This window comes from Stenotrophomonas sp. AS1 (genome assembly GCF_048957655.1).
Classification (GTDB): Bacteria; Pseudomonadota; Gammaproteobacteria; order Xanthomonadales; family Xanthomonadaceae; genus Stenotrophomonas; species Stenotrophomonas bentonitica_A.
Map to the genome: position 1 here is coordinate 633,049 of NZ_JARVXM010000003.1, position 18,825 is coordinate 651,873.

Sequence of the window (18,825 nt, forward strand, 5' to 3'; positions counted from 1 at the left end):
TTACGCCGCGACGACCTTGACCATTTCCAGGCACTTGTTGGAGTAGCCCCACTCGTTGTCGTACCAGGACACCAGCTTGACGAAGGTGCCGTCCAGCGCGATACCGGCATCGGCATCGAACACCGAGGTGTGGGTCTCACCGCGGAAGTCGGTCGCCACGACCTTGTCTTCGGTGTAGCCCAGGATGCCCTTCAACGCGCCTTCGCTCTGTGCCTTCACTTCAGCGCAGATCTCGGCGTAGGTGGCTTCCTTCTCCAGCTCGACGGTCAGATCGACCACCGACACGTCCGAGGTCGGCACGCGGAAGCTCATGCCGGTCAGCTTCTTGTTCAATTCCGGGATCACCACGCCGACGGCCTTGGCCGCACCGGTGGAGGACGGAATGATGTTTTCCAGGATGCCACGGCCACCGCGCCAGTCCTTGTTGGACGGGCCATCGACGGTCTTCTGGGTGGCGGTCGCGGCGTGCACGGTGGTCATCAGGCCACGCTTGATGCCCCACTTGTCGTTGATGACCTTGGCCAGCGGGGCCAGGCAGTTGGTGGTGCACGAGGCGTTGGAGACGATCGCCTGGCCGGCGTAGGTCTTGTCGTTCACACCGAACACGAACATCGGGGTGTCGTCCTTCGACGGTGCCGACAGGATCACCTTCTTGGCACCCGCGTCGATGTGCTTCTGCGCGGTTTCCTTGGTCAGGAACAGGCCGGTGGATTCGATGACGACGTCCGCGCCGACCTCGTCCCACTTCAGGTTGGCCGGATCGCGCTCCTGGGTCAGGCGGATCTTCTTGCCGTTGACCAGCAGGTCGTTGCCGGAGACTGCCACGTCAGCCTTGAAGCGGCCATGCACGGAGTCGTACTTCAGCATGTACGCCAGGTAATCCGGCTCCAGCAGATCGTTGATGGCGACGATTTCGATGTCATTGCCGAAGTTCAGCACGGCCGAACGCAGCACGTTGCGCCCGATGCGACCGAAACCGTTGATGCCAACCTTGATTGCCATGTTCACAAGCTCCTGCAGCCGCGACGGTGCGGCGCCGATGGAAAGGGGTGTTCATTCTAGCAGGGCCAGACCCGGGCAGGCCCGCGCAAGCCGAATGGGAACCGGTTACAACGGCAAATACCCGGATTGATCCGGATCAAGGCGCGCAACCGCGCGGGCGGCAAAACTGGCGCCATTCCAACCCGCCACGAGACCGTCTCATGCGCAAGACCTCCCCCCTCCTGCTCACCAGCCTGGCCGCCGCCCTGGCGCTGGCCGCCGCCCCGGCCATGGCCCAGTCCAAGGGCGACTGGACGATCGGTGCCGGCGTGCACCAGGTCGCCCCGAAGTCCAACAACGGTTCGCTGGCCGGCGGCACGCTGAAGGTCGATGTCGACAACGACATCAAGCCGACCATCACCGGTGAGTACTTCATTGCCGACAACCTCGGCATCGAGCTGCTGGCCGCGCTGCCGTTCAAGCACGACATCAACATCGCCGGCCTGGGCAACGTGGGCAGCACCAAGCACCTGCCGCCGGTGGTGTCGCTGCAGTATCACTTCAACAGCAAGGGCAAGGTGTCCCCGTTCCTGGGCGCCGGCATCAACTACACCACCTTCTTCAGCGAGAAGACCGGCGGCGCGCTGGCCGGCAGCAAGCTGAAGATGGAGGACTCCTGGGGCCTGGCCGCCCATGCCGGCGTGGATTTCGCGATCAATGACAAGGGCTCGCTGCGCGTCGATGTGCGCTGGATGGACATCGACAGCAAGGTCAAGCTCGATGGCGAAAAGATCGGCACCGTCAACATCGACCCGCTCGCCTACGGCGTGTCGTACGTGTTCAAGTTCTGATCGGCGGATCAGAACCCAACCAGGCAACACCCTCGCAGCAAGACAGTTTCCCCGGCTTCGGCCGGGGTTTTTTTTTGGACAGGCGCGGCGGTCAGGGGGGGCACTGCGGGGCGTGACCCTCGCGGTTACGCTGCGGAAAGCAGATGCCGGGCCGCGGCCTGCGCATGCAGCGTGGTCGTATCGAACACCGGCACCGTTGCATCCTGCGCGCCGACCAGCAGCATGATCTCCGTGCAGCCCAGGATGATGCCCTGCGCGCCGCGATCCACCAGCCGCTGCATGACCGCGCGATACCTCTCGCGCGATGCCGGCAGCACCTGCCCCTGCACCAGCTCCTCATAGATGATCCGGTGCACCGCCGCGCGGTCGTCGGGCTCCGGGACCAGTACCTCCAGGCCATGCGCGTGCGTGAGCCGACCCTTGTAGAAATCGTGTTCCATCGTGAACGCGGTGCCGAGCAGGCCAATGCGCCGCAACCCGGCGCCCTTGATCGCTTCGGCCGTCGGGTCGGCGATGTGCAGCAGCGGAATCGCGATCGCCGCCTGCACCGCATCCGCCATGCGGTGCATGGTGTTGGTGCAGATCACGATGGCGGTGGCTCCGGCGCCCTGCAGGCGTTGGGCCGCATCGATCATCCGCTGCGTGGCACTGTCCCAGTCGCCGGCATGCTGCAGCGCCTCGATCTCGGCGAAATCGAACGACCACAGCAGGATCCGCCCGGAATGCAGCCGGCCCAGCGTGTCGCGCACCTGCTCGTTGATCAGGCGGTAATAGTGGGCCGAGCTTTCCCAGCTCATGCCGCCGATCAGGCCAACGATGTGGGCCATGGGGTCGCTCCTGCGTCCGCCCGATGCCGGGCACCCGCCGAGCCTAGCCGAACCCGAGCGGCACTGCAGCCGGCCAGATCGCGGCAAGCCCGCGCGTGGCCAGCCCGCTAGAATGCCGCGGATGAAAATGTCTTCCCTGCTCCCGGCCACCGCGCTCGCGCTGGCCCTCACCCTTGTTTCCACCGATGCCCTGGCCTGGGGCGCGCAAGGCCACCGCCTGGTGGCGCGGATCGCCGAGACCCGGCTGACCCCGCAGGCCCAGGCCGAGGTGGACCGTCTGCTTGCCGCCGAGCCGGATCCGACACTGCATGGCATCGCCCCGTGGGCCGATCAGCTGCGCGCCAAGGACCCCGGCCTGGGCAAGCGCTCGGCCGGCTGGCACTACGTCAACATCGGCGAAGACGATTGCCACTACGAAGTGCAGAAGCACTGCAGGAACGGCAATTGCGTGGTCGAGGCGCTGAAAGCACAGACCGCGATCCTCGGCGACCGCAGCAAGTCCGATGCCGAACGCGCGCAGGCGCTGAAGTTCGTGGTGCACTTCGCCGGTGACATCCACCAGCCGATGCATGCCGGCTACGGCCATGACAAGGGCGGCAACGATTTCCAGGTGCAGTTCAACAACCGCGGTACCAACCTGCATTCACTGTGGGACAGCGGCATGCTGAATGAGCAGACGCTGGACGACGACCAGTACCTCAAGCGCCTGCTGGCCCTGCCCAAGCCGGTGTTCGCAACGCGCTCCAACATCGATGCCGATGCCGTGCAGTGGGCCGAGGCCAGTTGCCGGATCGCGATTGCACCTGGCGTTTACCCGGACAAGCGTACGCTGGCCCCGAGCTATGCGGCGACCTATCGCCCGGTCGCCGAGCGCGAGCTGCGCCTGGCCGGTGAACGCCTGGCGGTGCTGCTCAACGACACCTTGGGCAATCGCTGAGGCCATCGCCATGTCACTGCACGTCGCCAGTTTCTTCCATCCGGACAGCCACACCTTCAGCTACGTGGTGCATGACCCGGCGACGTTGCAGGCGGCGGTGATCGATCCCGTGCTGGATTACGACCCGGAGACCGATGCATTCGGTGCCGGGCCGCTTCAGCCGCTGCTGGCCCACGTAAGCGGGCACGGCCTGCAGGTGCGCTGGCTGCTGGACACCCATGCCCACGCCGACCACGTCAGCGCCGGGCGCTGGCTGAAGCGCCAGTGGCCGGACGCGACTCTGGCCATGGGCGCGGGCATCGTGCAGGTGCAGCGCACCTTCGCACCCCGTTACGCGCTGGAGGTGCCGACCGACGGCTCGCAGTTCGATCATCTGTTCGCCGATGGCGAACGCTTCACGCTCGGTGATATCGACGCCGAGGTGATCGCGGTGCCCGGCCATACCAGTGACAGCGTGGCGTATCGGATCGGCGATGCGCTGTTCACCGGTGATTCGCTGTTCATGCCTGACGGCGGCACCGCCCGCTGCGACTTCCCGGGCGGTGACGCGGCGCAGCTGTACCGCTCGATCCAGCGCTTGCTGGCATTGCCGGACGCAACCCGTGTGTTCATCTGTCACGACTACGGCCCCGGTGGCCGCGAGGTCGCCAACGAAACCACCATCGGCGCGCAGCGCGCACACAACATCCACCTGCATGACGGCGTCAGCGAAGCCGAGTTCGTCGCCACGCGCCAGGCACGCGATGCCACGCTGGCCGAGCCCAAATTGATGGAACCCTCGGTGAAAGCGAACATCCAGGGCGGTGCCGTTCGCGGCGGATAGGTATCTCACCGCGTCGTGGGCGCACTGCTTCGCTACTTCGCCGGCGTCCCGCTGCGCACGGTCGCCTTGCCTTTCACGATTTCGAAGGTGAAGGCATACAGCAGGCTCACCGGCACGGGTTCGATGCGCGCGGCACCCTTGCAATCGCCCCGATCCGCTGGAACCTTCCCCTCCGCGAAGTGACACACCGCTGCGGGCACGTACTGCCAGGCCGCCACCGCATCCTGCGCGGACTGCAGCAACGGCGCATTCTCAGGGGCATTGCCAGCGGTGCATTCGTCGCGGTCCTGCACCGGCAAACTTCGCTCCACGCGACCCTGCGCATCGATGACCAACTGCAGGCACACCGTCGTGGGCGCAAGCTCACTGCGCGGATCGCGATCGCCCAGCACGGGGTCCGGACCTGCATTCAGTTGCGGCATCCGGTAACCCTCCGCAGCCTTCAGCTGGTAGCTCGCCACCTGCGCAGCCCCCGTGCCGGTGGTCGGATCCAAGCGCTGGTGACCCACGTTCTCCGCCCGCGTGTCCACTGACGTAAGCGTCTCATGGGTGGCACAGCCAGCCATCAACAGCGCCGCCACTGCCAGGACGGATGACTGCCTCATGGCGTTGGCACCTCATCATCCATGGCGTAGGTGACCGGAATCTTCAGCGCCGAGGCCACCGCCTTGCCATTCCGGATCGCCGGTTCGAACGTCCACTGTTTCGCGGCAGCGACCGTCGCGTCGTCGAATACACCCGCCGGGCTCGCCTGAAGCACGCGCACATTGGTCGCCCTGCCTTCGGTATTCACGTCCACCCTGACCACAACCTTGCCGACGATGCGCTGCTCGGCCGCCGTTTTCGGGTAGGACGGCGGCGGCATCTTGTGCGCGATCGCATCGCGATCAGCGGCGACCGCGGTGCCCTGGCCCGCCCAGGCCACCGTGCCCAGACCCACGCACATCCCGACCACCAGCACCTGCCCGGTCAACCACGGCAATGTCTTCCGCTTGTGTTCCTTCAACATGGCAATCCGCTCCTTCAACATCGGTTGGCTGCGCCAGTGGCAGGCCATCGGTGCAACCGGGTGGACCAACTGCGCCTTGAGCAGCGCGTTGGCGTAGAGCCGGCGCAGTGCCGGATGCGGATCGACCGTGCGGGCGTCGCAGGCCAGTTCCTGGTCACGCAGGAACCGGCGCGCCGCCCACGGCAGCAACGGGTGGAACCAGAACACGCACCGCAGCGCGGCCAGCGTGGCGTTTGCCCAGGGATCGCCATGGCGGCGATGGCTGTGCTCATGGCGCAGGATCAGCTCCTGCTCGGCCGGGCTGAATCGCTGCTCGAAGTCCGGGCTCACCACGATGCGCGGCTGCCACAGGCCGACCAGCGCCGGCAGGCCGGGATCGCCACTGGCCTGCCAGCTGCCATCCATGCGCGGCTGGAGCACGCCCAGTGCGTGCTCGAAGCGGCGCTGCGCGCGCCAGCTGACGCAGGCCACCGCTACCGCGCCCACCAACCACACCGTCAACAGCAGTAGCGGCCACTGCGAGGCGTCGGTGGGAACGGCCGGCGCGCGCAGGGCCGAAGCCATGACCATGACCGGGTCCGTTTCAGTCATCGGCAGCCGTGGCAGTGGCAGGTATGGCGCGACCAGCATCAACGGCAGCAACCACCAGCTGCGGTAGGCCAGCGCTGCGCCTCCGAGGCGCAGCAGCAGCGGCCTGGCCGCGGCCAGCACCAGCGTCGCCAGCGACAGCCACACGCTGGCCTGCAGCAGTCCATCAAGCAGCTCAGTCATGGCCCAGCTCCCGGATCAGCTGCTTCAGCTCGGCGATGTCCTGCGCGCTCAGCTCCCCGCGCTGGCTGAAGTGCGCCACCAGCGGCGCGACGCGACCGTCGAAGACCCGGTCCAGGAAGCCCTCGCTCTGCTCGGCCACCCAGGCCTGGCGCTGCAGCACCGGCGAGTACAGATAGCGACGCCCATCGCGGCTGGCGCTGATCGCGCCCTTGGTCAGCAGCCGGTTGAGCAGGGTCTTGATGGTGGGCTCGGCCCAGTCGCGGCTGGCCAGCGCGGTCACCACCTCGTCAGCGCCCAGCGGATGGCTGCGCCACAACACCTCCATCACCACCGCTTCGGCTTCACTGATCTGGCTCATCATTTACACCCGTAATCGACAGATCGATTACGCCCGTAATCAACCTGGGTGTCAACCCTTCGACAGCCGGTTCATGCAGCCGCTGCCAGCATCTGCGCACGCCCCACGGAGCCCTCGATGAGACGCTACCGAAAATTCGACTACCCGGTCGACGATGTGCGCCGCTTCCTGGAGCCGGGCCCGATCGTACTGATCAGCTCGGCCTGGAAAGGCCAGCGCAACATCATGACCCTGGGCTGGCACATGGTGCTGGAGTTCACGCCCTCACGGCTGGCAACGATGATCTCCAGCGGCAACCACAGCTTCGAGCTGATCCGCCGCAGTGGCGAATGCGTCATCAATGTGCCCACCGCCGAGATGCTCGATACGGTGGTGGGCATCGGCAACAGCAGCGGCGCGGAGATCGACAAGTTCGACCACTTCGGCCTGGAGGCGGTGGCCGCCACGGAGGTCGCCGCCCCCTTGATCGCCCAGTGCCACGCCAGCTTCGAGTGCCGGCTGGCAGACCGCAGCCAGATCAAACGGCATGGCCTGTTCATCTGGGAGGTCGTCAAAGCGCACGTCGCGCGCTCCCCGAAAGTGCCGCGCACGGTGCATTACCGCGGCGATGGCCAGTTCATGCTTTCCGGCGATGAAGTCTCGCGTCGCCGTCTGTTCAAACCGGAAATGCTGTAATGACCCGCATGATTTCGCAGGATAGCGCCGCATGACCGAACACCTGACCGACCTGGACGCCGCCGTCGAGTGGCTGCTGCAGCGGGTCGATGGCCCCCTGCGCATCGGCGCCCCGCTCGCACTGGGCAAGCCGCACCGGCTGCTCAACGCGCTGTATGCCCGTGTTGAACACGATGCCTCGCGGCCGCTGCAGCTGTATACCGCGCTGTCGCTGAATCCGCCGCGTGGCGGTGCCGGGCTGGAAGCGCGCTTCATGACGCCCTTCGCCGAGCGTCATTTCGGTGCGGAGTTCCCGCGCCTGGCCTACGCCGATGCCATGATGCGCGACCAGCTGCCGGCGCATGTGCAGGTGGAAGAGTTCTACATGCAGTCCGGTGCGCTGCTCAATTCTTCGCAGGCGCAGCGCAGCTACACCAGCCTCAACTACACCCATGCCGCCGATGCGGTGGCGCAGCGCGCGCCGCATGCGATCGTGCAGAAAGTGGCGATGCGCGCGAACGACCGGCGCCTGTCGCTGTCGTGCAACAACGACATCACCCAGGACACGCTGGATGCGATGGTCGCGCGCGGGCTGCCACGCCCGTTGATGATCGCCGAGATCGATCCACAGCTGCCCTACCTGGCCGGTTCGGCCACGGTGGATGTGTCGTTCTTCGATCTGGTGATCACGCCACCGGGGCCCTACCCGGACCTGTTCGGCCTGCCGCGGCAACCGGTGAGCGATGCCGACTATGCGATCGGCCTGTACGCCAGCACGCTGGTGCGCGATGGCGGCACGCTGCAGATCGGCATCGGTACGCTGGCCGATGCGCTCAGCCATGCGCTGGTGCTGCGGCATACCGACAACGCCCGCTACCGGCAGATCCTGCAGGCGCTCGATCCCGGCCTGGCCAGCAACCCCACCGTCCTTGAGTGCGGTGGCCTGGAGCCGTTCGAGATCGGTCTGTACGGTTGCAGTGAGATGCTCAACGAGGGCTTCCGCCGGCTGGTCCAGACCGGGGTGATCCGGCGCAAGGTGCACGACGATCTGGCGATGCTGCAGCGGATCGAGAACGGCACCGCCTGGACCACCGACTACGCCACGCTCGAGGCCGAGGGCGAGTATCTGCACGGCGCGTTCTACCTGGGCTCGCCGGAGTTCTACCAGTGGCTGCGCGACCTGCCCGAGGAGGAGCGCAGCGCGATCGGCATGCGCCGCATCAGTGAGATCAACCAGCTCTACGGCGGCGATGAAACGCTGGAGCGGATGCAACGCCGCGATGCGCGCTTCTTCAACTCCTGCATGATGGCCACCGCGCTCGGCGCGGCCGTTTCCGATGCGCTGGAAGACGGCCGTGTGGTCTCCGGCGTGGGCGGCCAGTACAACTTCGTGGCGATGGCGCATGCCCTGCCCGGCGCACGCAGTGCGCTCATCTTCCGCGCCACCCGCGAGGACAAGGGCGTGCTGCACTCCAACGTGCGCTGGAACTACGGGCACACCACGATTCCGCGGCATCTGCGCGACCTCTACATCAATGAGTACGGCATCGCCGACCTGCGCAACATGACCGACGAAGACTGCGTGATCGCGATGGCCACGATCACCGATGCGCAGTTCCAGGCCGCCTTGCTGGACAAAGCGAAAGCCTCGAAAAAGCTGGCCGCCGGGTTCACTGCGCCCGACGATGGACGGCGCAACACCGCGGCCGAGGTCAGCGCGGCACTGGCGCCATTCCGCCAGTCCGGCCTGCTGCCGGACTATCCGCTGGGCAGTGATTTCACCGAAGTGGAGCAGCATCTGGTCAAGGCGCTGGGCTGGCTCAAGCAGAACACGCAGACACCGATGGCCAAGCTGCGCACGGTGCTGGCTGCGCTGACGCAACCGGCCGGCGATGGCGACCAGGCCTATCTGCAGCGGATGGGGCTGGAAGCGCCGAAGTCGTTCGGCGAATGCATCGAAGCGCGGTTGGTGCGCTTGGGCTTGGCGCGCACCGCAGCCAGGTGATGGAGATCCACGCTATGCATGGATGCGTGGTGATCACGCGTCAGCAATGGTCGAGGGTTGCGCCAACAGCATCCACGCATGGCGGGGATCTACCCTGGATCAAGGATGGCGTGGTGTTTGCCCTTCAACAAACGAAAAGGCCGGGGAATCTCCCCGGCCTTTCGCGTTGCAGCTACCGGGCATCGCCCGGCGCCACGATCAGTTCGCCAGCTGCGCCTTGGCCGCGGCCACGACGTGCTCGGCGGTGATCCCAAAGTGCTTGTACAGCGCTTCGGCCGGGGCCGAGGCACCGAAGGTGTCGATACCCACCACCGCACCGTCCAGGCCCACGTACTGGCGCCAGAAACCGGTGACGCCGGCTTCCACGGCCACGCGGTTGCGCACGGCATTGGGCAGCACGGACTCGCGGTAGGCGGCGTCCTGGCGCTCGAACACGTCGGTGGACGGCATCGACACCACGCGGGTCTTGATGCCGGCGGCATCCAGTTCCGCCTTGGCGGTCACGGCCAGGCCCACTTCCGAACCGGTGCCGATCAGGATCACGTCCGGCACGCCGCCTTCGGCGTCAGCCAGGACGTAGCCACCGCGCGCGATCTGGGCGACCTGTTCGGTGCTGCGCGGCTGGTGCGGCAGATTCTGGCGGCTGAAGACCAGGCAGCTCGGACCATCCTTGCGGGTGATCGCCGACTTCCAGCTGACCGCCGACTCGACCGCATCGCACGGGCGCCACACATCGTTGTTGGGGATGTAGCGCAGCGAGGCCAGGTGCTCCACCGGCTGGTGGGTCGGGCCGTCTTCGCCGAGGCCGATCGAATCGTGCGTGTACACGTGGATCGCGTGGGCCGGGATCAGCGCACTCATGCGCACGCCGTTGCGGGCGTAATCGCTGAACACCAGGAAGGTGGCGTCGAACGGAATGAACCCGCCATGCAGGGCCAGGCCGTTGGCGATCGCGGTCATGCCGAACTCGCGCACGCCGTAATAGACGTAGTTGGCGTTCGGGTCATCGGTGGCGACCGACTTGCTGGCCTTCCACAGGGTCAGGTTGGAGTGCGCCAGATCGGCCGACCCCCCCACCAGTTCCGGCAGCAGCGGCGCGAACGCTTCGATCGCCAGCTGCGAGGCCTTGCGCGAGGCGATGGTCTGGCCGTCGGCCTGGACCTGGGCGATGTAGGCATCGGCCTTGGCGATGAAATCGGCCGGCAGCTCGCCGTGCGAACGACGGATCAGCTCATCGGCTTCGGCCGGGTACTGCGCGGCGTACTTGTCGAACTGCTGCTCCCACTCGGCCTGGCGCAGGGTGCCGGTACCGCCGGCACGCCAGCCGGCGTAGATCTCTTCGGGAATCTCGAACGGGCCGTACGGCCAGCCCAGCTGCTTGCGGGTCGCTTCCAGCTCATCCTTGCCGAGCGGGGCGCCGTGGCTGGATTCCTTGCCGGCCTTGCCCGGCGAACCAAAACCAATCGTGGTGCGGCAGCAGATCAGGGTCGGCTTGTCGAACTGCGACAGCGCGCTGTCGATGGCGGACTTGATGCTCTCCGGGTCGTGGCCATCGACGCCGCGCACCACGTTCCAGCCATAGGCCTCGAAACGCTCGGGGGTGTTGTCGGTGAACCAGCCATCGGTGTTGCCGTCGATGGAGATGTGGTTGTCGTCCCAGAAGCAGACCAGCTTGGACAGGCCCCAGGTGCCGGCCAGCGAGGCGGCTTCATGCGAGATGCCTTCCATCAGGCAGCCGTCGCCCAGGAACACCCAGGTGCGGTGGTCGACGATCTCGTGTTCCGGGCGGTTGTAGCGCTGCGCCAGCAGCTTCTCGGCCAGGGCGAAGCCCACGGCGTTGGCCAGACCCTGACCCAGCGGACCGGTGGTCGTCTCCACGCCGGGGGTTTCATGGTGCTCGGGGTGGCCGGCGGTCTTGCTGCCCAGCTGGCGGAACTGCTTGAGCTGCTCGATCGGCAGGTCGTAGCCGCTCAGGTGCAGCAGCGCGTACTGCAGCATCGAGCCGTGGCCGTTGGACAGCACGAAGCGGTCGCGGTTGAACCACTTGGGATTCTTCGGGTTGTGACGGAGATAGTCGTTCCAGAGCACTTCGGCGATGTCGGCCATGCCCATCGGCATGCCGGGATGACCGGACTTGGCGGTTTCGACCGCATCAGCGGCAAGGAAGCGGATGGCGTTGGCCAACTGGCGGCGGGTAGGCTGCGTCATGGTTCTGTCGGAGTCGGGAGGCTCCCGCGGAGCTGCGGGCAGCCCATTGTCCCACAGGTGATCGGCGGGGTCAGGCCGAAGACAGGCCAGGCCCTTAACGACGACGCCCCGCACAGGGCGGGGCGTCAGGGCAGCTCGGGCCTGTGCAGGCTCAGTCGCGCGGGGCCGGCGCGGGGGCCGGGGCCACCGTGGCCACGACCGGGCCATCGTCCACCTCGCCCTTGGCCACCAGGGTGGTCAGGGCCAGATCGCCGGTGACGTTCAGCGCGGTACGGCACATGTCCAGGAAGTGGTTCACGCCCAGGATCAGGCCGATGCCCAGCGGGTTCACGCCGACCATGGCGCAGATCATGGCCACCACCGGCAGCGAGCCGGAGGGCACGCCGGCGGTACCGATGCCGCCCAGGATGCAGACCGCCATCACCATGAACTGCTGGCCGATGCTCAGGTCCACGCCGAAGAACTGCGCCAGGAAGATCACCGTCACGCCCTCGAACAGCGCAGTGCCGTTCTGGTTGGCGGTGGCGCCCACGGTCAGCACGAAGCGCGAGACCTTCTGCGGCAGGCCCATCTGGTCGGCCACGCGCAGCGCGGTCGGCAGGGTGGCATTGCTGGACGCGGTCGAGAAGGCCATCACGGTGGCCTCCTGGGTGTCGCGGAAGAACGCCAGCGGCGAGCGGCCGGACAGCCATACCGCGACGCCGTAGGTCACCACCATGTGCAGGCCCAGCGCCAGCACCACCACGCCGACGTAGGCGCCCAGGCGGATGATGAGCTCGAAGCCGAACAGCGCGGCCAGGTTGAACATGAAGCAGGCCACCGCGTACGGGGCCAGGCGGATGACCAGGTTGATCAGGGTCATCGAGATTTCGAAGATGCCTTCGATGGCGCGACGCAGCGGGGCGACCTTTGCCTCGTCGGTCAGCACCATGCCGATGCCGAACATCAGCGCGAAGAACATCAGCGAGAGGATGGCGCCATTGCTGGAGGCCGCCTCGACCACGTTGCTCGGCACGATCGACAGCAGCATGTCCATGCCCTTGGGCGTGCCATGGATGCCAGCGACGATTTCCTTGCTGCGCTCGGCATTCTCGGTGAGCATCTGCGCGGCCACGACCGGGTCCACGCCCGCGCCGGGCTTGAGCACGTTGACCAGCACCAGGCCGATGCCCACGGCGATGCCGGAGAGCAGGATGGTGTAGGCCAGCGTCTTCCAGCCGATGCGGCCGAGGGCGCGGATGTCGCCCATCTCCGACACGCCCATGATCAGCGCCGAGAAGATCAGCGGCACGATCAGCATGAAGATCAGATTGAGGAACAGGCCCGAGGCCGGCGTGGTGACGTAGTCCATCACCCATTTGGCTGCGGCCTGCAGTCCGTCGATGCTGCCACCGAGGGCATGGACGGTCAGCCCGAGGACCAGGCCGATGATGAAGCCAATGCCCATTTTCCAGTGCAAAGGCAGTTTCTGCCGGGTCGTTGCGGCCTCAGTCATGGAGCGGCGTTCCTCGAAAAAATGAAATCAGCTTAGCAAAGGCGGCCGCCCTGACCGACACGCCTTTTTATGAATGCGCAGATGGGTACAGCGGTGCCAGGCCATTGTTCTGCGTGGCCGCAGGGGGCCGCCAGTGCGGTCCGTCATGGAAGGCGCGGCGCAGATCCTGTCGGGCCTGGCCGACATCGCCGCCCTGCCCGCCCCAGCGGACCTGCTGCATCTGGACCAGCGCCGCCCGCTGCTGTGCGTCGTCGAGGCGTTCGAGCACCTGCTCGAACGTCTGCACACCGCCCATTCCCGCCAGCACCGCGATGATCTCGTCCAATCCGCCGGCTTCCATCGCCCGGCGCAGGTCGGCGCGGGTGTACGGACTCCCCGACGCGGTGATGGATACGCCCCCCTCGGTGCCCCGCACGACCGCCGGGCGCCGCCGTCGGCGCCAGCCCCAGGCCAGGGTCAACAGCCACAGCACGGCCAGGCCGGCCGACAGGGCGATCCAGCCCCAGGGACGTGGCGCGGCCTGCGCAGGCGCCAACTGCAGATCGGTGGACGCCGTGGCCGGCTCACCCGGCAGGGCCGAGGTGGTGTCCACCGGCAGGGGCGCTGTGGCACTCCCGCCCACGCCGGCGGCGATATCCAGCTGCAGGTCCGGCAGGCTGGCGGTGCGCGGCTGACCGGCCGCCACGTCCCACCACGCCATGCGCAGCCCCGGCACCGTCAGCGCCCCGGCCTGGCGCGGCACGATCGCGAAGCGCCGGGTCAGCGTGAGCTGCGGCGTGCTGCCGTTGAAGGTTTCATCGAATTGCGGCGGCTCGGCGAAGACCTGCGCACCTGGCCCGACATCGGGCACCGGCAGCTCCGGGAACTGCGCCTTGGTCGCGCCCTCGGCCACGGCTTCGACCACGATGGTGGCCGCTTCTCCGGCACGGCCGGTGGTGGGCCCGGCGGTGTAGCGCAGGCGCAGCCCATGCAGCGGCAGCCACGGCTGCGGGGCAGACGCGGGCTGCGCCTGGACCTGCAGCGTGCGCTCGGCCGATGCGGCGCGCAGGCGGCCATCGCCACCGAACATGTCGTTGAAAAAGCCGCCCGCGCTGCGCCCGTTGAACTGGGCCGCCGGCAGCACCAGCGCTCCGCTGCGCTCGGGGATCAGCAGGAAACGACGTTCCACCACGTTGTAGCGGCGGCCATTGACCTCGCGCACGAGGGTGCGGTCTTCGCCCACCCGCTGCAGCGATGCACCGGCCGGCGTATCGAGCACCAGTTCACCACTGAGCAGTTGCGCGGCGTAGAACAGGCGCACCACCACGCCGACACTCTGCTGCACGTACGGCGTCGGATCATCGACCTCGGTTTCCAGGAACACGGCGGCGTCGCCCGTGGCCGCGGCGGGGGCCGATGCGCTGCTGGCACCGACCTGCAGCGTCAGCGGCTGCGTACGGCTGCTGCCAACCTGCAGGGCGGGAACCTGCAGCGTGCCGCTCCGCTTCGGGCTGAGCGCCACCGCGTACAACGCGCGCGAGGTCATCGCGCCATTGCTCCACTGCACCTGGCGGCTGCTGGTCTGGCTGCTGAGATCGAAGTCGGTCCGCAGCGGTGCATAGTCCGGCGCACCCCCACCAGCATCGGATTCAATGTTGAGCGTGACGGTGTCGCTGTCGGTGATCTGGTCACGATCAAGCCATGCCCGGGTCTGTGCCTGCGCGGCCAGGCTCGCGCACAGCAGCAGGACGAGTCCGGCGCGCAACCAGCGCTGTATCGTGGAGTGTGTCATCGCCCTTCCCGTTTCCTGCGTTCGTTTTCCAGCTGGAACTTGGCCCGCAGCAGGCTGCCCGGATCATCCGGTACGCGCCGCATCCAGGCCTCGACTGCCTGCTGCTGCTCACGCTGCTGCGGGGTGCCGCTGACCTGGCCCTGGGCCTTGTCGTTGCCGTCGTTGTTCCCTTGGCGCTGCATCGCCTGCTGCATGCGCTCGCGCTGGGCGGCGTCGGCCTCGGCCTGCGCCTGGCTGTCGGCGGCCTGCGGTGACTTCTCGCCCTGGGAGCGGCCATCCTTCGGATCACCGGACGAGGGCGGCGGTGACTGCCCCGGCTCGCCCTTGTCCTGCGGCGGCGAACCGTCACCCTCCTTGCCCTGTCCCTGCCCCTGATTCCTGCCGGCGTCGGGCTTTTCGGGCGGGGTCTTTCCGTCCTTCTGATCGTTGTTCTGGTCGTTGTTCTGCGGCCGCTTGCGCTTCCGGGCGGCGTCGACCGCGGCGCGGTTGGCCACCGCATCAGCCATGCCGGGATGCTTCTTCAACGCGCGGTCATAGGCCTCGATCGCCGCGTCGTACTGCCCCTGGCGCGCCAATGCGTTGCCGAGGTTGTACCAGCCGGCGTCGGTGTCGATGCCCTCGAACTGCTGCTGCGCGGCCTTGAAGTCGCCCTTGCGGTACGCATCCACGCCGCTGGACAAGCGTTGCTGATCGACCTGGTCGGCGCGTTGCCACCACGTTCCTTCGGCGGCGTGCGCCGTCGTGGGCAGCGCCATCGGCACTGCCGCCATCATCACCAGCACCGCCAGTGCGCCGCGCCGCCGGAACGCAAACAGGGCCAGCACCATCAGCGGCGGCAGCAGCCAGAAACCTTCATCGCGCCAGGTGCGGCCCTGCCCTTCGCGGCTGTCATCGGCACTGACCCGCGGGATCAACACGTCCAGCGCGGCCAGATCCTTGTCGTCGGAGGCGATGCGGGCATAACGACCGCCGCCGCGGCTGGCGACGCCGCGCAGGGTGCCCTCTTCCAGCCGCGCGGGCACGATCTGGCCTTCGCCATTGCGGTAGGCCGCGCCCTGCGGGGTACCCAGACCGAGCACGGAGACCACGAAACCCTGCGCGCGTGCCGAGGCCGCCGCCTGTTCGGCATCGGCATCGGCGCGATCGGTCAGCAGCAGAATGTCGCCACCGCGTGCGCCGGATTGCTGCAGCAGCTTCACCGCCGTTTCCAGCGCACGGTCCGCGCGCTGGCCATCGCGTGGCATCACGTCCGGTGCCAAGGCATCCAGGTAGAGGGCGACATTGGCCATGTCGTCGGTCAGCGGCGCCACCGTGTAAGCGTCATCGGCGTACACCAGCAGGGCGACTTCACCGCCCTGGCGTTCGCGCAGCAGTGTGGCCAGTTTGGCACGTGCCTGGAGCAGGCGCGACGGTGGCAGATCGGTCGCGGTCACCCGCGAAGAGAGATCCAGCGCAATCACCAGCGGCGACGGCGTCTGCCACAACGGTTGGGCGACCTGCCGCCACGAGGGACCGGCCAGGGCCACGATCGCGATCACCGTACCGGACAGCAACAGCACCAACCCGCCCCAGGCGCGACGGTCGCGGCCGACCAGCAGGTGGCGCAGCAGATGCGCATCCACGGTCTGCCGCCACACGTTGGCCCGGCGCCGGCGCAACCACCAGATCGCCACCAGCAGCGGCAGCGCGAGCAGCGCCCACAGGGCCTCGGGGCGCATGAAATGCAGGGCGTTCCAGCTCGCGCTCATATCCAGCGCCTCGGCAGCAGCCAGGCCAGGCTGGCCAGCAGCAACGCCAATGCCAGCGGCGGCGCATAGCGCTCGATCCGCGGCCGCACCGCCGGGCCCGTCGATTTGACCGGTTCCAGCCGCTCCAGCTCGGCATAGATGCCGGCCAGCTCATCGGTATTGCGCGCGCGGAACGAGCGGCCACCGGTGAGCTCGGCAATCCTGTTCAAGGTCGCCTCGTCCACCGGGTCGTCGCCCGGCGCGATCTGCACGCCGAACAGACTGATGCCGCCATCGCCGCCGAAGGCCACGGTGTACACGCGCACGCCTTCGGCCTGGGCGAGTTCGGCCGCGCGCAGCGGTTCGAGGACGCCGGCATTGCTGACGCCGTCGGTGAGCAGGATCAGCACGCGCTGGCCCTGGGGTTGTTCACGCAGGCGTTTGACCGCCAGCGCGATCGCATCGCCGATCGCCGTCTCGCGCCCGGCCAGGCCGACCACGCTGTCGCGCAGCTGGTCACGCACGCTGGTGAGGTCGGCGGTCAACGGCGTGAGCGTGTAGGCGCGCTCGCCGAAGATCAGCAGGCCGACACGATCGCCGACGCGGCGGTCCAGGAAGTCGGCGAGCACCGCCTTGGCCGCGGTCAGCCGCTCGACCACCTGGTTGCCGAGCATCATGTCCGCCTCGCTCATGCTGCCGGACACATCCACTGCCAGCATCATCTGTCGGCCCTGCTGTGGCGGCGTCACTGCATCGCCGAGCTGCTGCGGCCGCGCGGCGGCCACGCACAGGCAGGCCCAGGCCAGCCACAGCAATGCACGCCCCAGCCGTGGCCCCGCACCGCCCGGGGCAGCACCGAGCGACTGCAGCTGGTCGGCGGCATAGGGCACCCGCAGCGCGGCACCCGCGCCGGGACGCGACGGCCACCAGCGCATGAGGATCGGCAACGGCAGCGCCAGCAGCATCCAGGGCCAGGCCAGGCTGTCGACCCAGCTCAACCACGTCGGCAGCGTGATCGCGATCATCGGCGCCGCTCCGTAAGCAGCGACAGATAACGGCGGCGCGCGAGCACGCGCAGCCGCTGCACCGCCTCGGCATCCACGCTTGGCCGATAGCCACCGTCCAGCAGCAGTGCGCCGTCGCCGTCGGAGAAGGCGCGGCTGTTGTTCTCATCCAGGAACGCCAGCCACGCCGGCCCCTGCAGACGCTCCGCGCCTGGCTGGTACCGGCGCGCCGCACGGCGCAGCAGGGAAGCGATCGCAGCAACCTGCAGTACCGGCGAGCCGGCCTGGTCGACCTCGGCATCGAACAGCTCCAGCCACCGCTGGCGCGCGCGCCGCGCACGCCACTGCCAGACCCAGATCGCGGCCACCACCAGCACGAGCGCGGCGAACACCAGCCACCAGCCCGGTGCGGGCGGCCACCATGGCGGTGACGGCGGCAGCTGCACATCGCGCAGCGGCAGCGACGCGGCCGCGCTCATGCCACCACCGCGGTCGGCAGCGGGCTCAACCAGCTGTCGCTGGCGTCATCGGTAGAGACCACGTGCACTTGGATCCGGCGAGCGGACAAGGTGGTCTGCAATGCATCCAGGGGCGCGACGAATCGTTCGCGCCAATGCTCGCGCACCGCCGCATTGCCCAGATCAAGCAGGACGCGACGTCCCTGCGAGAGGAAGGGCAGCGCATCGGCGGGAGGTGCCCGTTCCAGCGGATCGACCAGCAGCATCACCATCACTTCGTGGTGCATGGCCAGCGCAGCCCAGCGGGCACTGGTGATGGTGGAGGCGCGCGCCGGATCGGCCAGCACGACCACGCGTGCACCCGGACGCAGCAACCGGGCCGCCTGCTCCAGCGCGCGATCCAGCCCGGCATCTTCGGCAGGCGGTTCGGCATACCAGCGGGTCAAGGCATCCAGCACGCGCAGCACCCCGCGGGTGCCACCGGCCGGTGCGATCGGTGGCTCCTGGGTACTGCCCCGCACGGCGGCGAGGCGATCGCCCTGGCGCTGCGCCAGCCATGCCGCGACCGCGCCGACGCGTGCGGCCTGTACGGATTTGAAGCGGACCCGGGTGCCGAAATACAGCACCGGATCGGTGTCGGCGACCAGCAGCGTCAAACGTTCGCGCTCGGCCTGGAACAGCTTGGTGTGGGCCCGCCCGGTCCGCGCGGTGACCCGCCAGTCGATATGCCGCGCATCATCCCCCGGCACGTAGTCGCGGGACTCGGCGTACTCCATGCCCCGGCCCCGCGCCGGTGACGGCGCACTGCCGGCATGACCGAGGCGGCCACGGCGTGCCGGCGGTGCGCGATGCGCACTGCGGCGCAGCGCCACCAGCTCGGCCAGGCTCGGCCGCAGGCCATCACCCTCCAGCGGCGTGGCCGTATGCACGGGGGTCTCCATCGCGC

Annotated in this window: 17 protein-coding genes; 5 read left to right on the top strand and 12 right to left on the bottom strand. The window is 67.9% G+C overall.

Translation table 11 applies throughout. From position 1 onward, the window contains the following. Complete coding sequence (gene gap / locus PV764_RS07005) at nt 1-1,002, bottom strand: type I glyceraldehyde-3-phosphate dehydrogenase (RefSeq protein ID WP_421116358.1); 1,002 nt, start codon at nt 1,000-1,002, stop codon at nt 1-3. A gap of 200 nt (nt 1,003-1,202) precedes the next feature. On the opposite strand from gap, the gene PV764_RS07010 reads away from it, so the two are divergent. Continuing rightward, entirely contained in the window at nt 1,203-1,832 is a 630-nt protein-coding gene (locus tag PV764_RS07010) for an OmpW/AlkL family protein (RefSeq protein WP_046273182.1), read from the top strand. Between the two features lie 125 nt (nt 1,833-1,957). On the opposite strand, the gene PV764_RS07015 is transcribed toward PV764_RS07010, so the two are convergent. Beyond that, nucleotides 1,958-2,659: an aspartate/glutamate racemase family protein gene (locus PV764_RS07015; RefSeq protein ID WP_284128828.1), complete on the bottom strand. Its 702-nt coding sequence runs from the start codon at nt 2,657-2,659 to the stop codon at nt 1,958-1,960. 112 nt (nt 2,660-2,771) lie between these two features. Between PV764_RS07015 and PV764_RS07020 the strand changes: the two genes are divergently transcribed. Both PV764_RS07020 and PV764_RS07025 read left to right on the top strand, forming a co-directional pair. Next, nucleotides 2,772-3,596 (top strand): S1/P1 nuclease, encoded by an 825-nt coding sequence (locus PV764_RS07020; protein WP_421116359.1) that lies wholly within the window; start codon nt 2,772-2,774, stop codon nt 3,594-3,596. A gap of 10 nt (nt 3,597-3,606) precedes the next feature. Further along, nucleotides 3,607-4,419, top strand: a complete 813-nt coding sequence (locus PV764_RS07025; RefSeq protein ID WP_046273997.1) for an MBL fold metallo-hydrolase — start codon at nt 3,607-3,609, stop codon at nt 4,417-4,419. Nucleotides 4,420-4,451: 32 nt separating this feature from the next. On the opposite strand, the gene PV764_RS07030 is transcribed toward PV764_RS07025, so the two are convergent. The 3 genes from PV764_RS07030 to PV764_RS07040 are packed head-to-tail and all read right to left on the bottom strand — an operon-like array spanning nt 4,452 to nt 6,557. Further along, the gene (locus tag PV764_RS07030) at nt 4,452-5,024 is read right to left on the bottom strand and encodes a hypothetical protein (RefSeq protein WP_046273998.1); all 573 of its coding nucleotides are present in this window, start codon (nt 5,022-5,024) and stop codon (nt 4,452-4,454) included. Beyond that, entirely contained in the window at nt 5,021-6,199 is a 1,179-nt protein-coding gene (locus PV764_RS07035) for a TonB family protein (RefSeq protein WP_046273999.1), read from the bottom strand. The genes PV764_RS07030 and PV764_RS07035 overlap by 4 nt, the downstream gene beginning before the upstream one ends. Beyond that, the gene (locus tag PV764_RS07040) at nt 6,192-6,557 is read right to left on the bottom strand and encodes a BlaI/MecI/CopY family transcriptional regulator (protein WP_026069888.1); all 366 of its coding nucleotides are present in this window, start codon (nt 6,555-6,557) and stop codon (nt 6,192-6,194) included. The genes PV764_RS07035 and PV764_RS07040 overlap by 8 nt, the downstream gene beginning before the upstream one ends. Nucleotides 6,558-6,674: 117 nt before the next feature. On the opposite strand from PV764_RS07040, the gene PV764_RS07045 reads away from it, so the two are divergent. Then, nucleotides 6,675-7,232 (top strand): flavin reductase family protein, encoded by a 558-nt coding sequence (locus PV764_RS07045; RefSeq protein WP_046274000.1) that lies wholly within the window; start codon nt 6,675-6,677, stop codon nt 7,230-7,232. Between the two features lie 31 nt (nt 7,233-7,263). Beyond that, nucleotides 7,264-9,216, top strand: a complete 1,953-nt coding sequence (locus PV764_RS07050; protein WP_421116360.1) for an acetyl-CoA hydrolase/transferase C-terminal domain-containing protein — start codon at nt 7,264-7,266, stop codon at nt 9,214-9,216. A 198-nt stretch (nt 9,217-9,414) separates the two neighbouring features. Here the strand turns inward: PV764_RS07050 and tkt are convergent, their stop codons facing one another. The 7 genes from tkt to PV764_RS07085 all read right to left on the bottom strand — a co-directional run bounded on the left by tkt (nt 9,415) and on the right by PV764_RS07085 (nt 18,820). Next, on the bottom strand, nt 9,415-11,424 hold the full coding sequence (tkt, locus tag PV764_RS07055) for a transketolase (RefSeq protein WP_261997226.1): 2,010 nt from the start codon (nt 11,422-11,424) through the stop codon (nt 9,415-9,417). A 151-nt stretch (nt 11,425-11,575) separates the two neighbouring features. Beyond that, nucleotides 11,576-12,919 (bottom strand): dicarboxylate/amino acid:cation symporter, encoded by a 1,344-nt coding sequence (locus PV764_RS07060; RefSeq protein WP_019183891.1) that lies wholly within the window; start codon nt 12,917-12,919, stop codon nt 11,576-11,578. Nucleotides 12,920-12,986: 67 nt separating this feature from the next. After that, the gene (locus PV764_RS07065; RefSeq protein ID WP_421116361.1) at nt 12,987-14,690 is read right to left on the bottom strand and encodes a BatD family protein; all 1,704 of its coding nucleotides are present in this window, start codon (nt 14,688-14,690) and stop codon (nt 12,987-12,989) included. Beyond that, nucleotides 14,687-16,438: a VWA domain-containing protein gene (locus PV764_RS07070; protein WP_421116362.1), complete on the bottom strand. Its 1,752-nt coding sequence runs from the start codon at nt 16,436-16,438 to the stop codon at nt 14,687-14,689. Before PV764_RS07070 ends, PV764_RS07065 begins: the two co-directional genes overlap by 4 nt. Beyond that, entirely contained in the window at nt 16,435-17,442 is a 1,008-nt protein-coding gene (locus PV764_RS07075; protein WP_019183888.1) for a vWA domain-containing protein, read from the bottom strand. The genes PV764_RS07070 and PV764_RS07075 overlap by 4 nt, the downstream gene beginning before the upstream one ends. Continuing rightward, a complete protein-coding gene (locus PV764_RS07080) occupies nt 17,439-17,900 on the bottom strand; it encodes a DUF4381 domain-containing protein (RefSeq protein ID WP_019183887.1) in 462 nt (153 codons plus the stop codon). The genes PV764_RS07075 and PV764_RS07080 overlap by 4 nt, the downstream gene beginning before the upstream one ends. Further along, nucleotides 17,897-18,820 (bottom strand): DUF58 domain-containing protein, encoded by a 924-nt coding sequence (locus PV764_RS07085; protein ID WP_046274006.1) that lies wholly within the window; start codon nt 18,818-18,820, stop codon nt 17,897-17,899. The genes PV764_RS07080 and PV764_RS07085 overlap by 4 nt, the downstream gene beginning before the upstream one ends. Nucleotides 18,821-18,825: the final 5 nt, after the last annotated feature.

Coding starts and splice junctions, on each gene's coding strand:
- PV764_RS07020 (WP_421116359.1), top strand. CDS start 2,772: ATGCCGCGGATGAAAATGTCTTCCCTGCTCCCGGCCACCGCGCTCGCG.
- PV764_RS07080 (WP_019183887.1), bottom strand. CDS start 17,900: ATGAGCGCGGCCGCGTCGCTGCCGCTGCGCGATGTGCAGCTGCCGCCG.
- PV764_RS07040 (WP_026069888.1), bottom strand. CDS start 6,557: ATGAGCCAGATCAGTGAAGCCGAAGCGGTGGTGATGGAGGTGTTGTGG.
- PV764_RS07050 (WP_421116360.1), top strand. CDS start 7,264: ATGACCGAACACCTGACCGACCTGGACGCCGCCGTCGAGTGGCTGCTG.
- PV764_RS07025 (WP_046273997.1), top strand. CDS start 3,607: ATGTCACTGCACGTCGCCAGTTTCTTCCATCCGGACAGCCACACCTTC.
- PV764_RS07015 (WP_284128828.1), bottom strand. CDS start 2,659: ATGGCCCACATCGTTGGCCTGATCGGCGGCATGAGCTGGGAAAGCTCG.
- PV764_RS07065 (WP_421116361.1), bottom strand. CDS start 14,690: ATGACACACTCCACGATACAGCGCTGGTTGCGCGCCGGACTCGTCCTG.
- PV764_RS07045 (WP_046274000.1), top strand. CDS start 6,675: ATGAGACGCTACCGAAAATTCGACTACCCGGTCGACGATGTGCGCCGC.
- tkt (WP_261997226.1), bottom strand. CDS start 11,424: ATGACGCAGCCTACCCGCCGCCAGTTGGCCAACGCCATCCGCTTCCTT.
- PV764_RS07085 (WP_046274006.1), bottom strand. CDS start 18,820: ATGGAGACCCCCGTGCATACGGCCACGCCGCTGGAGGGTGATGGCCTG.
- gap (WP_421116358.1), bottom strand. CDS start 1,002: ATGGCAATCAAGGTTGGCATCAACGGTTTCGGTCGCATCGGGCGCAAC.
- PV764_RS07060 (WP_019183891.1), bottom strand. CDS start 12,919: ATGACTGAGGCCGCAACGACCCGGCAGAAACTGCCTTTGCACTGGAAA.
- PV764_RS07075 (WP_019183888.1), bottom strand. CDS start 17,442: ATGATCGCGATCACGCTGCCGACGTGGTTGAGCTGGGTCGACAGCCTG.
- PV764_RS07030 (WP_046273998.1), bottom strand. CDS start 5,024: ATGAGGCAGTCATCCGTCCTGGCAGTGGCGGCGCTGTTGATGGCTGGC.
- PV764_RS07010 (WP_046273182.1), top strand. CDS start 1,203: ATGCGCAAGACCTCCCCCCTCCTGCTCACCAGCCTGGCCGCCGCCCTG.
- PV764_RS07035 (WP_046273999.1), bottom strand. CDS start 6,199: ATGACTGAGCTGCTTGATGGACTGCTGCAGGCCAGCGTGTGGCTGTCG.
- PV764_RS07070 (WP_421116362.1), bottom strand. CDS start 16,438: ATGAGCGCGAGCTGGAACGCCCTGCATTTCATGCGCCCCGAGGCCCTG.